Raw genomic sequence first — 16,585 nt, 5'->3', positions numbered from 1 at the left:
GCCTCCTTATCCGTAATGAACCCATTTTTTCTGCAATTTCATTTGGATGAACGTCACTATCAAAATAATGACAAACAGCAGTACAGCGATAGCCGACGCGTAACCCTTCATGTTCTGAGTAAAACCATACTTATAGAACAAAAAGACAATCGATTGTGTCGATTCAATCGCGATGTTTTTTTCACCAATCATCATGTAGATCATGTCAAACACCTGAAACGCACTAATTAAGGAGATAACGCCTACGAAGAATATCGTTGGTGTAAGAAGAGGCAGTGTGATTCGGTAAAACTTGGATATCGTGCCTGCTCCATCTATCGATGCCGCCTCATAATAAGAGGAAGAAATGCCCTGTAAACCGGACAAGAAAATAATCATATTGTTACCGATTGAACTCCAAATAGCTACGAGAATAACCGAGTATAATGCGATGTTCGGATCAGTAAGCCAATGAGGGCCTTTGATCGATAATAAGCCCAATGCATAATTCAATAAACCATAGTCGGCGTTGTAAAGCCATCTCCATACCATCGCTACTGCCGCCGGCATCGTAATGACCGGAAGAAAATAAAGCGTCCGATAGATCGTAAGTCCACGTATTTTTTGATTAAGTAATGCAGCCACAAGAATGGAAAGGAAGATGCTTAAAGGAACCGATAGAACAATGTAGACAACTGTATTGCGAATCGCCCTGTGCAAATCTGTATCTGTCAGCAGCTTGTTATAGTTGTCAAGACCGGTCCATTTGTAATTGCCAAAGGCTCCCCATTCCACGAACGAATAATAAACCGTTTGAAAGACGGGATATACATAAAAAATGAAAAGACCCAACATTAAAGGTGCAATCATTATATAGGCCCAAAAAAGGTCTCCACGACCATAACGGCGTTGTTTCATCTTTCGTTGCTTAGGGTTATCGTGAACTTTCACTTGAGGGCTAACCTGTTTAATTTCCACACCCTGTCACCCCTTGTTCGTAGCGGTTTTTTTTGAATAGTGCGGCCCTACAAGAAGTAGGACCGCCAGATATTCAAATGGAACTATTTACTCCCTTATTTCTCTTTTTCTAATGCTTCGTTCATTTTTGCGGCCATTTCCTTGCCAGCTTCTTCAGGTGTAATTACACCTGCCCATGCTTTTGTAAAGATTTCCGACTCTAGGCTGGCCCAAGCGGATGTGTTTTGGGATACGGGATATGGCTTAGAATCTTTCAATTGATCAATAAAAATTTGCAAATTCACATCAGGATTCGATTGAACCCAAGTTTCTTGCGTGCCTTCATATGCAGGGATTACCGTCCCTGTGCTTGCATAAATAACAGCAACTTCCTTTGATCCTAAGAATTTCACGAATTCCCATGCTTCTTTCGGATGTTTGGTTTGCGCAGAAATTACGTTGCCAAGACCGTGAATAATAACGCCGCGTTGTTTACCTTTAGGCAGTACTGCTACATCAAATTTACCTTTGATGTTCTCATTACTTGCAAAGTCGCTAGCATTCCATGAACCCTCCGCAAGCATAGCCACCTTACCGGACTTGAACAAATCCGTACCTTGAGTTTCGGTCATTTGGGCCATCGTTGGAGAAACTTTATGAACATTAATTAAATCCGTCCAAAACTTAATCCCATTAATCGCTTCCGGCTTATCAAACCCTGAGCTTTTCTTATCATCAGAGATTATATAACCGCCTGCTTGCAGGATCGTATCATAATAACCGCTTTGGCTATCTAATGTAGCTGCAATACCCCATACGCCTTTGGCAGGATCGGTCAATTTCTTAGACGCCTCAAGTAGGGAATTCCAATCCCACGTATCATCAGGATATTTCACGCCGGCAGCGTCAAACATTTCCTTGTTATACCATAGACCTGGTGTATCAAAATCTTTAGGAATGCCGTAGTTTTCTCCGTTCACTGTATATAAATCAACAAGAGACTGCGGATATTTGGTCATATCCAACCCATCCGCCTTAATTTGCTCGCTTATCGGAAGTAAGATATTGTTCGAGCCATATTTCACAATATTCGGACCATTCATCCAGAACACATCAGCCAAAGTTTCGCCAATGGCAGCGGTTTCAAGTTTGCTCCAGTATTGCTTGTTCGGCGTGGATTCAAGTTTCACCTCAATATTAGGGTGAGTACTATTAAACAGTTCGATCACTTTAGGCGTAGCTTTATCGTCAGCGCCACCCCAAGTAGCATAAGTAAGGGTTACTTTCTCATCCGTTGTCTCCGTCTCCTTGTTATTGGACGGTTGTTCGGATGTATTATTCGACGAATTAGATCCTCCACATGCAGTTACAACCATCATCATCACCAATAACATCATTACAAATAGATTTCTAGCCATCTTCGTTCCCCCCTCGGATAATATGAATACCGTTTCTTAACCCATTTCAGAAAACTATAGAAACTCAAATTGCATTCCGCCTCACAAGAAACCCTTTAGCCCCCCTTTCAAAGAAATTCGCTGTTGATTCCTCACCGGTCTGTCGACACTCAGAAGAGTATTGGGGCCAACTTGGATAACGTTTTCCGTGAAGGGAAAAAAAGAACTATTTTCTATTATAGTTCGAAGATTGCCTTACCCTCATTTCAAAAGGCAGTAAAATCTTTGAAGTTAATGGGTAACCACCCTGCAATTCATCGACCAACGTTTTTGCCGCAACCATACCGATTTCATATTTAGGCACATGAACCGAGGATAGCGGAGGAGACGTGTATTGTGAAAGCTCAATATTATCCATCGCGATAAAAGCGATATCTTCCGGAATCCGTAAATGATGTTCAAGGACCGCACGCATAGCAGGAATGGCAAGCAAATCGCTCGCAGACAACATAGCCGTGGGCAGGTCGCTCCCGTTATGCTCTATCAACCCGGTCATGTCTTCAAAGCTTTTATCTACTTTCCAGTTCGTATTGATGATCCATGAGGGGTTCAATGTAATACCCGCTTCAAACAATGCGTATTTGTATCCTTGAAATCTTTCCTCACTATCCAATTCGCCTGTATGCCCATGGCCGCCGACAAACCCGATCTTGCGATGCCCTTGAGCAAGGAGATGATCTACAGCGGTTTTAGCCGCAGATACCCGATCATAGTCCACCAAAGAAATACCATGACCTGAAGCGCTAATCCCTACGATGGCTATACGGGTTGACTTCAAGTAATTCAGGAGCTTTTCATTGATCCAGCCAATCACAATGACGCCGTCGATACGAATCTCTTGAACCATTTTGCGTAGAAGTACTTCATCACCGATCTCTTCGGGGGTATGGATAAAAGCAACTGTATATCCGAGTTCTATTAACTTTTTGTTAAATCCGGCTAGGATGGGAGAAAAATAAGGGTGATCCTCTCTTAAGTGAGATCCCGCTACGATACATCCGATTTGCTTGGTCGGTCTTACTTCTTCCTTCTGGTTCTTTACTAAACGCCGCGCCGATTCGTTCGGCTCGTATCCTAATTCCTGAACCGCTTGCCATACTTTCGCCTTAGTATCCGCATTGATATGTCTGCTCGTATCATTATTGATGACGCGCGAAACTGTGGAAACGGATACGCCGACATGCTGAGAAACATCCTTTAATGTAGGCAAAGCGCTAGCAACCCCTTTTTCCTGTTATATACCCAAACGTTATCCTGCGTTCATCTTATAATGCCTCCGCCTTAATGTCAACGCTTTCACAGTTCGGGTTAGATTAACCCGAACTGTTTACCGACATGCTGAAGACGGTCAAGTGCAAAGTTCAAATCATCCATCGTATGATTCGCCGTAATGATCAGTCTAACCCTGCCTTTATCCATTGCCACTGTCGGGAATACGATTCCCTGCGCAAAAACCCCTTCCTCCAGCAGACGGTCCGAAAACTTATTCGTCTTCTCCGGGGTTCCAACAATAATCGGGATAATCGGCGTTTCGCTCTCTCCCGTATCGAAACCAAGCTTCTGCAGTTTATCGCGGAAATAAAGCGTGTTGCTCCACAGTCGTTCGCTTCGCTCCGGCTCGTTCTTCAACACGCGTACGGAAGCGAGACATGCAGCGGCAACAGATGGCGGAAGCGATGTGCTGAACAGAAACGACCGCGCTTTATGGATAAGATAATCTTTCAGCAGCTGCGATCCCGCCATATAGCCGCCTACCGCGCCAATCGCTTTCGAAAGCGTACCGACTTGAATATGTACCCTTCCGTGAAGATTGAAATGATCTGTCGAACCTTTGCCGTTACGGCCTAACACTCCGCTCGCATGGGCGTCATCCACATAGACAATGGCATCGTATTTCTCAGCAAGTTGGACAATTTCAGGCAATGGCGCGATATCTCCATCCATACTGAACACGCCATCGGTCACTACAACTCGCGATCGGAAAGAAGCGCTTGCTTTCAAGCAATCTTCCAACTGTTCCAAGTTCTTGTGCCCATATATTTTGCGGTGTGCTTTCGTAAGCCGGATACCGTCTATAATGCTGGCATGATTCAACTCATCGCTAATTACGACATCATCCGGACCTAGAATGGATGATAATATTCCCTGATTCGTCGTGAATCCGGACTGAAACACCAAAGCCGCTTCTGTTCCCTTGAACTTTGCCAGTTCATTTTCCAGCTCATCGTGAATACGCAGTGTGCCTGTTATGGATCGGACAGATCCGCTCCCTACCCCGTATTGTTCAATCGCTTCAATGGCTGCTTTTTGTAAATCCGGATGGTTCGTCATACCCAGGTAATTGTTGGAGGACATCTGTAATATTTTGTTGCCGGATAGCTCCATCCACGTATCGGAACCGCTATCCCATATTTTTAAGGGCCTGTATCTTCCCTCGTTGCAGAGCTGTTCCAGCTCAGTGGATAAATGATCAAACTTGCCCATATTGTACTCCATCCTCTCTTTGTGCACTTCTCATACTATCCATGTATAAAAACGACTTTCCCGCAGCTTCCCGTTCTCATCAATTCAAATGCTTCTTCATACCGGTCCAACGTAAAGGTATGCGTAACAAGTCCGTTAAGGTTTAACCGCCCGTTTTCCAGCATCCCCTTCATCTGATACCACGTCTGGTACATGCGTCGACCGGTAATGCCTTCAATGCGGATCCCTTTGAAAATAATATGACTGGCCAAATCAAGGGATACCTCTTTCGTAGGAATGCCAAGCAGCGAAACGCGAGCCGCATTAGCCGCCGCCTCGAAACCATCGCGAATCGCCGCTGGATGGCCGGACATTTCGAGCACAACTTCAGCACCCTCGCCGTTCGTATGAGCTCTTATGACTTCCACCATGGATACTTCCTTGCTGTTCACGACCACATCTGCACCCATCTTTTTCGCCAGATCTAACCGGTATGGATTAATATCGACAGCCATAATCTTGCCTGCTCCGCATGCTTTCGCAACGGCAATAGCCATTAAGCCGATGGATCCTGTACCAATGACAGCAACCGATTTGCCGACAATATCCCCTGAGAGAACGGTTTGCACCGCATTGCCGAGAGGGTCCTGCAGGCAGGCTAACTCAAACGGCATATGGGGCGGATTATGGATGACATTACTCGCTTGCACGACAGCATATTCGGCGAAGCATCCTGGTGCAGTAATGCCAAAGCTGCGTGTATTCGGGCAAACATGCGCATTTCCGGTACGGCATGTCTTACAGTGACCGCAGACTATATGCCCTTCTCCTGAAATATGGTCGCCAATCCTTACATTCATGACTTGATCGCCAACTAATTCAACAGTACCTGCAAACTCATGACCGAACACATTCGGAGTGACGACCGTTTTCTCCGTCCAATCATCCCAATTGTAAATATGCATGTCGGTCCCGCAGATGGAAGTCGCTTTCACACGTACTAACACTTCATTCGGTCCAATTTCCGGCACCTGAACTTGCTTCAGCACCGCACCTGGGCCTCTCTCTTCTTTCACGAGCCCTATCATCGTTTTGCCCATTACAATCCCTCCTTTAGATCAACAAATTGCATCGATACAATATAATATACAATTGTATGTTATATTAGACAATATCATTTTATCTCTTTTTCCAAAAAAAATTGCCGTGGTATAGTGGTATACTATGAAAAGACTAAATATACGAAGTACAGTTGGAGGGTATGATGGATCACATACATAAAAAAGTAGGGAAAAATCTTTTGGCCATCCGCAAAGCGCGAGGGTTCAGTTTGGATCAGGTTGCCGAACTGACAGGTGTCAGTAAAGCCATGCTTGGTCAAATCGAACGCGGCGATTCCAATCCAACCATATCGGTACTATGGAAAATCGTAAACGGGCTGCGGATTTCTTTTACATCGTTAATCGAAGAAGAGAACCCCAAAATATCGGTCATTTCTAAAGATGATATAGAACCCTTTTTGGAACAGGACGGTAATTATCGGGTCTACCCTATGTTTCCATTTGATCAACGAAAGGGATTTGAAATTTATACGGTGCATATGGCCCCTGGCTGCAATCATATGTCCGAACCTCATAACGATGGCGTCGAGGAGTACGTTATCATTGTCCGAGGGAGCCTCGCTATCCAGTTCAACGATGAGGTTTACAACATTGCAGAGGGCAATGCTATACACTTTTCCGCCAATCAACCCCACTCGTATCACAACAAAACAGACCAGGAAATCTCTTATATTGCTATGATCCATTATTCTGCATAGGCTAATTGACCGATAGCATTTTTTTGCACGAGACAGTTTCAAGGCTTCCGCATGGCCAATTCCGGCCTGGTCGGGAGCCTTTTTCATGCCGAAGCAAAAACTTATCATTGTGCGAAATGACGCACGTTTGTAAAATTATGCGTATGTAAACGAGGTGCGGACGAACGGACCGGAAATGGAAGTTCGTCTGGCATAAAAAACAATACATCAAGGAAAGAAGGGCTCCTGATGAATTCACATGTTTCGGAGGTTCGGGCTAATCTGAAAGCGCTTCAAACGCCGACCGCGGCGAAACGGCTCTGGTTTGATCTGAAGCGCGATAAATATTTATATTTGTTAGCGCTTCCCGGCCTTCTCTATTTTTTGATCTTTAAATATATTCCGGTCGGCGGCTTGGTCGTCGCTTTCCAGAATTACTCGCCTTATCTCGGCATTCTCAAAAGCGACTGGGTCGGGCTGGAGCATTTTCAACGGTTCTTCTCCAATAAAGATTTCATCCTGCTGCTCCGGAATACGCTTGCCATCAGCTTGCTGAATATCGTCTTCTTCTTTCCGTTTCCGATCGTGGTATCGCTCTTATTGAACGAGCTGCGCAATATGGTGTTCAAACGCCTTGTACAAACGGTTATCTATATTCCTCACTTTTTATCTTGGGTTATCATCGCCGGTCTGACGTTCCTGATGGTTTCGGAGTCGGAGGGCTTGATCAATAAAATATTCGAAGCGATCGGCATGGACAAAGTAGGCTTCCTGACGGAGCCGGACTATTTCTGGGGCCTTGTCACGATTCAATCCATCTGGAAGGAAGCGGGCTGGGGAACGATTATTTTCCTCGCGGCTATTGCCGGAGTCAATCCGCAGCTGTATGAGGCATCTGTCATGGACGGTGCGAGCCGTATGCGTCAAGTGTGGCACATTACTTTGCCGGCCATTCGCAACGTCATCATCATTCTGTTTATATTGCGCCTCGGCTCGATCATGGATACGGGCTTTGAACAAATTTACTTGATGATGAACAACAACGCTACCGTAACCGAAGTGGCGGACGTATTCGATACGTACGTATTCCGGGCGGGCATACAGCAAGGCCAGTTCAGCTATAGTACGGCGATCGGCTTATTCAAATCGATTATCGGCATTACGCTTGTCACGATTGCCAATAAAGTTGCGAAGCGCTTTGGCGAAGAGGGCGTTTATTAGAAATCGGGCAAAAAGGAGATCAGCAGTATGAGAAGCAAAAGCTTATCCGGACGAATTTTCGATACGTTTAACGTTACCTTTCTCGTTATCGTATCTATCGCAACGTTTTTTCCGATCTACTATACAGTTGTGCTGTCGTTTACCGATCCGATCGAGTATTACAAGGAAAAGCTCATTCTATTTCCGAAAATGTGGTCGCTCGACGCTTACAAAACGTTGCTGACTACCAATACGTTTCCCAGCGCGTTCGGCATCAGTACCTTTCTGGCTGCCGTCGGAACGGCAATCAGCTTGATCGTCACGTCGGGGCTGGCCTACGCGGTATCCCGCAGACGGCTCCGCTTCCGCAGATTCATCATGTTCCTGCTGATGTTCTCGATCTTGTTCCAGCCGGGCTTGATTCCTTCTTACTTGGTCGTTCGGCAGCTCGGCTTGATCGACAGCATATGGTCGCTCATTCTTCCTGTCATGACGAGCGGCTGGTATGTGCTGCTGATGAAAGGATTTTTCGACAGCATACCTGACAGCTTGGAGGAAGCCGCTCGAATTGACGGTGCGAACGAAATCGGGATTTGGTTCCGGATCATTTTGCCGTTGTCGCTGCCTTCACTTGTGGCATTCGGCCTGTTTTACGCGGTAGGCTACTGGAATACCTACTTCAATGCGCTTATCTACATCAATGATTTCCAGAAATGGCCACTGCAGGTTGTGCTTCAGAACATGCTGATTGACCCTGCTTCCGCGACAGGAAATATCGATTTCCGTTCAAGCAAGCAAATGCCGACGGAAACACTCAAAATGGCTGCGGTTGTTATTGCGACCGTTCCGATCATGCTGGTGTACCCGTTCCTGCAGAAACATTTTGCCAAAGGGGCAATGGTTGGTTCTGTCAAGGAATGATCACAATATATAACATTCAAAATGGGAGGTTTGGTCATGAAAGTAAAGAAAATAGCAAGTTTATTTACGGCCCTGGTTTTGTCTTCGTCTCTCGCGCTTTCGGCATGCGGTTCGGAGGATAATGCTTCTTCCGGTGGTGACGGCGGCAAAGCTGCAGCTCCTGCAGATATCAACATCTCCGTCATCAGCTATGCGGACGAGTTTATCGACGATACGAACAGCTTATGGCAGGAATTCGAGAAGAAAACGAACACGAAGCTGAATATCAACTGGATTTCCGCGACGACGTTCGCAGACAAGATTAACGTTCTGCTGGCATCCGGCAATTTGCCCGACTTGACTTTCGTGGAGGACATTACGGCTGCGCCCGTAGGCCCGCAAATCCGCAACATGATCAAGCAAGGCGTGTTCTGGGATCTGACGCCGTTCCTGAATGACTATCCGAACCTTAGCTCTCCTGCCATGAAAGAAACAATCGAAAAGACCAAAATCGAAGGCAAAAACTACACGATTCCGCGTTATTACCCGAGCTACGGCGGCGGCGTATTTCCGATTCTGCGCAAAGACTGGCTGGACAAGCTAGGTTTGAAAATGCCGGAAACGGTTGATGAATTCTACAACACGCTGAAAGCGTTTAAAGAAAAAGATCCGGACGGCAACGGCATCGCCGACACGGTTGCTTATGCGGCTAACCCGGATTTCATCGGCTTCATGTATAACATTTTCAACGATACGCAAGGCGCATGGAAGCTGCGCGACGGCAAGCTGCATTCGATTCTTACGGAGGATGCCTCCAAGGAAGCGATGCTGTGGATCAAGAAAGCGTATGACGACGGCTTGTTCCCAGCCGACTTCGCGATCCTGAACTTCTCGCAAATCAACGACGTGTTCCAAAGCGGCAAAGCCGGCGGCGGCGGTTATGCGATGAACAATGCGTGGAGCCGTATCGAGCCGATTCAGAAGATCGATCCGAAAGCCGATCTGATGCCGGTAACGGCAATCGCAGGTCCAAGCGGCAACAAGTATACGCCATCCGGCGCTCCGTTCTACGGCCACTATCTGATTCCGAAGAAAGTGCCGGAAGACAAAGTGAAGAAAATTCTGGCGTTCATGGACTACGGTTACGGCGAAGAGGGCAACAAGCTGGCCCGTTACGGGATTCCGGGCGTTCACTACAAAGAGGAGAATGGCAACATCGTTCCGACGGAGCAAGCGAAGAAAGACAAAGTTACGACGAACCTGATGGATTCCATTTTCCATGAAATCAACGAATATTCGGCTGTCTTCGCGCAAGGCATGCCAGCGGACTTCTACGCCCGCCAGAAGCAAATCGTCGATGAGCGCAAAAACGTTAAAGTACCGCGTCCGGATGAAGGGCTCGTTTCCGATGCGTATAACAAATACTACAGCGAAATCAAGAAAAAGACGGCTGACATGCGCGTAAAAGTCATTCTCGGCAAAGCGACGCTTCAAGAGTACGACAAATACGTTGCCGATCTGAAAGCAGATCCGAACATGCAGCTGATTACCAAAGAAATGAACGAAACGTACCAAGCGTCCCTGAAAAAATAAGCATGATACATTAAAAGCGGCCAATCGCGTTAAGCGATCGGCCGTTTTTTTGCTGCCTTATTATTATTGCTGTAGTGCATGATCTATTGGCACTTGCTGCCCATACCATGCTTTTTTGGATGTCCAATCCGCTTCTCCTTGCCAAAAAGAGTCTTCCTCCGGTAATCCAAGCGGTAAAAACACGGTCGTACATAAATATAGGCTTCCTGTCGAAATATAGGCCTCCCCGATCTCTGGCTGGTGTCCGCAGAAACCTACACGCAACCATCCATTTTCGTCAAAAGTACCGGGCATTTCGATCATCCTTTTTATTACAGCGGTTAACGCACAGCGAACTTGTGCAGGCTGCAACGTTTCGTCCAGTTTATGTTGCAGCGACATCTGCGCCAAATGTTGAAAAGCTCCAAACCGGTAAGCTAAAGACCTGCCAACAACCGGAAAAGTTCCCTCCGGTGAAATGCTTCTTTCTTGAATTATTGCATACCTTTTAGCGCGTTTAATAACCCGTTCCTTCATCTGTTTCCAATCGTTTGATTCATTTTCCAACGTTTTCACGATATCGACAAGCATCGGTTGGATGACAAAACTGTTGTAGTAGTCCAAATGAAATTCCGGTCCGTCCCCGTACATTCCATCTCCTAAATACCACTGTTCATGCTGTTTAAGAGCGTAATCAACTCTCATTGGATCCCACTCATCTCCCATTTTGAACAAAGCTGTTTCGATCATGGCGGAAAATAAAAGCCAGTTGTTAAAAAACGGCTTACGAGTCCGAGTTGCCTTTAAAGCTTGTACTAAATTTTGTTGTACATGAGACTCCAGTTTGAAAAATAATTGCTGAGGTGCCCGTACTAAAGCATGGGCTAAGAAGGCAGCATCCACGATTGGTTGATAACCTTCTGAAAAATTCATGTAATCAGAAGAATCGGGATTGGTAGCCGCATCGATCGCCCGCCGAGATAAGTCTATATATTTCTTTCTCAATTCTCCTTCAGAACCATAATCAGATCCGGTTTCAAGCCAAGGAGCCAAACCGCTTATTAGTCTTCCGAAGGCTTCCAAATAAGTGTAGTGTTCCCGATCCTGACCGCTTGCTTCTACCGGCATCGTTTGTTTTAACTGTTGATTCGCTAAATTTTGAAGTACCGGGTCAGCAATATGACACATCGTATGCAGCCAATAAGTACGGTCTACACTCGTTTTTATTTTTTCTGTTTCCATTAATGCTCTCTCCTTACTCTCATACATCGTTCGTTCAGAAACAATTTTCTTTTACCAATACAACTTCCAATCTCTCGTTGCTCTTACAAGTGCTTCAAAGTAAAAATAGTCACCCCACAGGTTTGCTTCATTTACTCCCGAATCAGTGTTTCGATTGTACACACCTTGCAGCAATAAGCCATCTGCTTGTTCTTCATTCCTTGATGAGTAGTTTTCATATAGTGATTGTAAAATTTTAAAAGCAGCATTCTCGTAATACGTTTTCGTTTCATCGTTCTGAACCGACTTCGCTAATTCAAACAATCCGCAAACCGCAATCGATGAGGCGGAGCTGTCTCGTACTTCTCCACTTCCGTCTGAGAAGCATAAATCCCAATAAGCGACGAGATCTTCTGGGCATTGGCCAAGGAAATAGTTCGTTACTTTTAAGCTTCCATTTAATATTTTTTCATCATTCGTATAATTGAAACTGAGCGGAAAACCATATACACCCCACGCTTGGCCTCTTGCCCAGCATGATTCGTCGCTGTAACCTTGATGTGTTTTTCCAAATCGCGGATTCCCTGTCTCCGTATCAAAATAGTACGTATGATGCGTCGTCGCGTTTTCTCTTACGATATGGTCTAACGATTTCAATGCATGACGGTGCGCAGCATCCTTATATTTATCGTCTCCGGTAACTTCAGAAGCCCAATATAAAAGAGGCAAGTTCATCAAACAATCGATGATAATTCTTCCTCTTTGATTGGGATCGTTCAAATCCCCCCACGCTTGAATAATACCTGCCTTTTCGAAAAAACGGGTCATTAAATGATCGGCTGCTTTTAATGCAATCCCTTTTGCTTTTTCATTGCCTGTTATTTTGTAAGCTGAGACGCATGAAAGGGTATACAGAAATCCTAAATCATGCGTATCGATACCGATTTTTTTCTCCATTCGTTCGCCAAAGCTGTCAACATGAATTTCTGCAACTTTTCGGTACTTTTCATCGCCCGTCACTTCATAAGCGAGCCACAGCATCCCGGTCCAAAACCCTGTTGTCCAGCCAACATTCGCTCCAGCTTTCAAGTCTTCTCTATAGACCTTTCTAGGTTGATAGACGTTATTAGCGGTATGGTCATCGGGGAATTGATTTGTATACTTGTCCAGCTTCATATCTATTTTTTTCAATACAGAATGGATAGCTTCTTCAAATATAGTTGACATATGTTATCTCCTCCAAAACGTACAATGTTAATTGATTTTCTTTATTCTTTAATGGATCCGATCATAAAACCTTTAACAAAATATTTTTGCAGAAACGGATATAAGAAAAGGATTGGAAGCGTTGCAACAATAATTGTGGCATACTTAACCGTCTCCCCGATTGGATACCTGTCTCCGCCGGCTACTCCTGTTATAAAGTTATCCGTGCTGTTTGTTATCAGAATTTCACGCAATATGAGCTGTAATGGGAATAAATCCCTGTCACGCAAATAAATCATCGCATTGAAATATGAATTCCAGTGGCCTACGCCATAGAATAGCACCATTACTGCCAAAACAGGCAATGAGAGCGGTAAAATAATACGGAATAAAATCGTAAAATCGTTTGCACCGTCGAGCTTTGCAGCCTCTTCCAAACTTTCAGGAATCCCTTGAAAGGATGTTCTCATAATGATTAAATTCCATACACTCATCGCACTAGGGATAATGAGCGCCCATCTCGTATCCATCATACCTAAGTCATTAATTAATAGATATGTCGGAACTAAACCGCCGCTGAAAAACATGGTGAAGACGAGCATCATCATAATCGGCTTTTTTAACATGACATTGCGGCGGGACAATGCGTATGCACCTAAACTTGTAAGAAAGATGTTGATCGCTGTTCCGACTATCACATAGAAAAGAGTGTTGGCATAGCCAATTATAATCATGGCATTATTCAAAACCAACTCGTATGCTCTCAGACTAAAACCTACCGGTGCAAAAAGAATTCCTCTATTTTTTGCCAAAAGACCCGGATCACTAACGGAAGCAAACAATACATATAAGAATGGGTATAAAGTAACGAGTATTAAAGTTAACATAAACAATGTATTTACAAAATCAAATGTTTTTTCTCCTAATCTTTGTTTCATTTTCATAGTACTATTCCCCTTACCATAAACTAGTTTCACTGACTCGCCTGCTTATTCGGTTAGCTAAGATCAACAGCGTAAAATTAATGACGGCGTTAAATAAACCAACCGCGGCACTGAAACTAAAGCTTGCTTCCAAAATACCTTTACGATACACATAAGTGGATATTACGTCAGCTGTTTCATACGTCATCGGATTATACATCAAAATGATTTTTTCAAATCCAACACTTAACATAGAGCCCATTTGCAATATAAGCAAAATAATGATGATCGGCGCAATACCTGGAATCGTTATATGCAGCACTTGCTTGAAGCGGCCGGCTCCGTCAATTTTTGCTGCTTCATAAAGCGCTGGATTAATATTGGCCATCGCAGCAAGATAAATAATCGATCCCCATCCGATACCCTGCCATATTCCGGAACCTATATAAACAGTTCGAAACCAGTCGGCTTGTTGAAAAAACGAAATAGGCTCAAATCCGAAAGATACTAGAATAGCATTGATCAAACCGTCTATAGTCGTAAAATCAACAAGCATCCCGACGACGACAACGATCGATATAAAATGCGGCAAATAACTAATCGTCTGTACCACACGCTTAAACCACATTTTTCGTATTTCATTTAATAATAAAGCTAAAATGATGGGTGCCGGAAAGGCAAAAATCAGCTCGTAAAAATTAATTAAAAAAGTGTTCTTTATTAAGCGCCAGAAATAAAAGCTGTTAAAAAATTCGACGAAATGATTAAAACCGATCCATGGACTAGCCCATATTCCTTCGGTTGTATTGTAATTTTTAAACGCAATCTGTACCCCGTACATCGGACCGTAATGAAAAACGAGGTAATAAATGACCACAGGAAGAAGCATAATGTAAATGTATTTATTGCGTATAAGATCTTTTGCAAGCCTTTTCCAATAGGTCTCATTCGTACTTAACGCTGGTGATTTTGTTTCTCTTGTCTCCGTTCGCAACGTCTCCATTTCTAAAACCTCATTTCAGGTGATAGTCCGTATTATCCCGCACTAACTGCCGATAAAACCCCCACTTTTCCAGTCCCAAAAGTGGAGGATAATCGACAGTAAGAGCCCAGTGGAGGGTGAACAAACCTCTCACTGATTGAAGTTTCACTTTATCGTTTGTTGTATCTTTCTAAGGCGGCTTGTTGGATTTCGAGTGCTCTGTCAATGCCCATAGCCTTAATTGTTTCCGCGAACTCGTCAAATTTTGATAACGGTTCCTCACCCGTAATAAATTTATTGATCATCTCGGATTTATACGTTCCTACATCGTTCATGATTGATGCATATTCAGTACTATCCTCTTGGGTTGGTGTTACAATTGGCATGGCTCTTTCGTTAGAGCCTTTTTTCCAATTTTTAATCGATTCTTGCTGTTCCGGCATACTCGTATACTGCTCTGCATAAGCCTTAGCTTGAACGAAAGGTCCACTCCAACCGGCCGGAACATATTTCGCTAAAGCATCTGACATCGATACGCCTTCCGGATTTTTGATGATCTTCTCCGTATATGTCGGATAATCCTCAACCAGCTCATAGCTTTCTCCTTCAATACCGAAGTTAAAGAGCATATGTCCTTCCTCTCCGTACTTATAATCCAACCATTTAACGGTTTCCTCAATATTTTCATTCGATGTCGTGATCGCTGCACCAATACCGTTATAAGCTTTTTCCGCCTGATTAAACGGTGGAACCTCTCCTTCCTTATGAACAGGATAAGTGGCGCCCGTAAGTGAAAAGTCTGAGTTTTTATCGGCCATTAGCTGCATATAGCGCATAATACTGCTTCCCGTATACCCTATAAACGCTCCAAGCTGATTGTTAGTCACCTTAGCATCTTGAAGTTTACTGTCGGTCGCGATGTATTCATGATCGATTAGTCCTTCTTCATACCAATCATTCATGAGAGTCAAATATTCTTTATACTGAGGCTGAATAGGTCCGTATTCCACTTTGCCGTCAACTTGATAAAAACCGTTCGTAATTCCCCATGCTCCTACAAAAGCATTGAAAGTGAAGTTATCTTTATTAATTAATAAAGGAATTTCATCCGCTTTACCGTTTCCGTTCGGATCTTTTTCCTTGAAAGCTGTTAGAACGGTATGCCAATCATCGATCGTTTCAGGCATTTCCAATCCGAGCTTTTCCAACCAGTCTTTCCTGAGTACAGGCCCGAAAAACGTCATATTGACTTCATCTTGTCTTAAGAAAGGAAATGAATAAATACTTCCATCATCCGTCATAATCATTTTTTTCCATTCCGGATTTTCGTCTAACACTTTCTTCAAATTCGGTGCATGTTTGTCGATATAGTCGTTTAATTTAACGATCTTTTTTTCTTTAATATATTTTTCCGGACCTCCAGCAACCCCTGACCAGCCCCATTCAATGACATCAGGTAAATCTCCTGCAGCCATCATCAAATTAAATTGCTGCGTAGATTCAGCCGAGGCAGGATGTTTGAAATCGACTTTGACTCCGGTGATCTCCTCTAACTTCTTATACGCGGCCATTTCATTATAATTTTTTAACGAGTCAGGTCTATTATTTATGGTGAAATACGATAAAGAGGTGAGAGATTCGTCATTAGATTCACCTGGTTGTTTATCCACTTCCTCTGAACTTCTACACCCTATTAAAACGCTTACAATTAACAATAATAAAATTGACATTACGATGGCGGATCTTTTCGTTGCCCTTTTCCACATTTCTACTGACCTCCCTAATTCATTTTAAATTTTCGTATCGGTAACAAATCGAAATCGGACTGGACTTCGTTTGCCCCTGTGCATTTATCTTTGCATAACACCGTTCATTAGTGAATGGTACAACCTACTGATCCGCTATCCATATTTAAAATTTCAGACTT

14 protein-coding genes are annotated in these 16,585 nt (G+C 44.0%); 4 read left to right on the top strand and 10 right to left on the bottom strand.

Annotated elements, in window-relative coordinates; all coding sequences use genetic code 11:
• Nucleotides 1–6: 6 nt before the first annotated feature.
• From L1N85_RS09450 to tdh, 5 genes are all read right to left on the bottom strand, one after another.
• The gene (locus L1N85_RS09450) at nucleotides 7–897 is read right to left on the bottom strand and encodes a carbohydrate ABC transporter permease (RefSeq protein ID WP_235237339.1); all 891 of its coding nucleotides are present in this window, start codon (nucleotides 895–897) and stop codon (nucleotides 7–9) included.
• A 155-nt stretch (nucleotides 898–1,052) separates the two neighbouring features.
• Complete coding sequence (locus L1N85_RS09445; RefSeq protein ID WP_235237306.1) at nucleotides 1,053–2,354, bottom strand: ABC transporter substrate-binding protein; 1,302 nt, start codon at nucleotides 2,352–2,354, stop codon at nucleotides 1,053–1,055.
• Nucleotides 2,355–2,559: 205 nt separating this feature from the next.
• Nucleotides 2,560–3,603 (bottom strand): LacI family DNA-binding transcriptional regulator, encoded by a 1,044-nt coding sequence (locus L1N85_RS09440; RefSeq protein ID WP_235237305.1) that lies wholly within the window; start codon nucleotides 3,601–3,603, stop codon nucleotides 2,560–2,562.
• A gap of 98 nt (nucleotides 3,604–3,701) precedes the next feature.
• Nucleotides 3,702–4,877 carry a glycine C-acetyltransferase gene (locus L1N85_RS09435; RefSeq protein ID WP_235237304.1) on the bottom strand — a complete coding sequence of 392 codons (1,176 nt, stop codon included), beginning with the start codon at nucleotides 4,875–4,877 and terminating at the stop codon, nucleotides 3,702–3,704.
• A 35-nt stretch (nucleotides 4,878–4,912) separates the two neighbouring features.
• Nucleotides 4,913–5,956, bottom strand: coding sequence for an L-threonine 3-dehydrogenase (gene tdh / locus L1N85_RS09430; protein WP_235237303.1), 1,044 nt, complete (start codon nucleotides 5,954–5,956; stop codon nucleotides 4,913–4,915).
• 164 nt (nucleotides 5,957–6,120) lie between these two features.
• On the opposite strand from tdh, the gene L1N85_RS09425 reads away from it, so the two are divergent.
• The 4 genes from L1N85_RS09425 to L1N85_RS09410 all read left to right on the top strand — a co-directional run bounded on the left by L1N85_RS09425 (nucleotide 6,121) and on the right by L1N85_RS09410 (nucleotide 10,347).
• On the top strand, nucleotides 6,121–6,675 hold the full coding sequence (locus L1N85_RS09425) for a helix-turn-helix domain-containing protein (RefSeq protein WP_235237338.1): 555 nt from the start codon (nucleotides 6,121–6,123) through the stop codon (nucleotides 6,673–6,675).
• A gap of 228 nt (nucleotides 6,676–6,903) precedes the next feature.
• The gene (locus L1N85_RS09420) at nucleotides 6,904–7,875 is read left to right on the top strand and encodes an ABC transporter permease (protein WP_235237302.1); all 972 of its coding nucleotides are present in this window, start codon (nucleotides 6,904–6,906) and stop codon (nucleotides 7,873–7,875) included.
• 27 nt (nucleotides 7,876–7,902) lie between these two features.
• Entirely contained in the window at nucleotides 7,903–8,775 is an 873-nt protein-coding gene (locus L1N85_RS09415) for a carbohydrate ABC transporter permease (RefSeq protein ID WP_235237301.1), read from the top strand.
• Nucleotides 8,776–8,811: 36 nt separating this feature from the next.
• Nucleotides 8,812–10,347: an extracellular solute-binding protein gene (locus L1N85_RS09410; RefSeq protein WP_235237300.1), complete on the top strand. Its 1,536-nt coding sequence runs from the start codon at nucleotides 8,812–8,814 to the stop codon at nucleotides 10,345–10,347.
• A 63-nt stretch (nucleotides 10,348–10,410) separates the two neighbouring features.
• Here the strand turns inward: L1N85_RS09410 and L1N85_RS09405 are convergent, their stop codons facing one another.
• The 5 genes from L1N85_RS09405 to L1N85_RS09385 all read right to left on the bottom strand — a co-directional run bounded on the left by L1N85_RS09405 (nucleotide 10,411) and on the right by L1N85_RS09385 (nucleotide 16,424).
• Complete coding sequence (locus L1N85_RS09405) at nucleotides 10,411–11,568, bottom strand: DUF2264 domain-containing protein (RefSeq protein ID WP_235237299.1); 1,158 nt, start codon at nucleotides 11,566–11,568, stop codon at nucleotides 10,411–10,413.
• A 51-nt stretch (nucleotides 11,569–11,619) separates the two neighbouring features.
• The gene (locus L1N85_RS09400) at nucleotides 11,620–12,774 is read right to left on the bottom strand and encodes a glycoside hydrolase family 88 protein (RefSeq protein WP_235237298.1); all 1,155 of its coding nucleotides are present in this window, start codon (nucleotides 12,772–12,774) and stop codon (nucleotides 11,620–11,622) included.
• A 41-nt stretch (nucleotides 12,775–12,815) separates the two neighbouring features.
• A complete protein-coding gene (locus L1N85_RS09395; protein ID WP_235237297.1) occupies nucleotides 12,816–13,697 on the bottom strand; it encodes a carbohydrate ABC transporter permease in 882 nt (293 codons plus the stop codon).
• Nucleotides 13,698–13,710: 13 nt separating this feature from the next.
• Nucleotides 13,711–14,679: an ABC transporter permease gene (locus L1N85_RS09390; RefSeq protein WP_235237296.1), complete on the bottom strand. Its 969-nt coding sequence runs from the start codon at nucleotides 14,677–14,679 to the stop codon at nucleotides 13,711–13,713.
• 149 nt (nucleotides 14,680–14,828) lie between these two features.
• Entirely contained in the window at nucleotides 14,829–16,424 is a 1,596-nt protein-coding gene (locus L1N85_RS09385; protein ID WP_235237295.1) for an extracellular solute-binding protein, read from the bottom strand.
• Nucleotides 16,425–16,585 lie beyond the last annotated feature (161 nt).

The sequence above is a fragment of the Paenibacillus alkaliterrae genome (genome assembly GCF_021532375.1).
In the GTDB taxonomy this organism is placed as follows: Bacteria; Bacillota; Bacilli; order Paenibacillales; family Paenibacillaceae; genus Pristimantibacillus; species Pristimantibacillus alkaliterrae.
The sequence above is the reverse complement of the archived record's forward strand: the minus strand, read 5'-3'. Positions and strand labels throughout refer to the sequence as shown.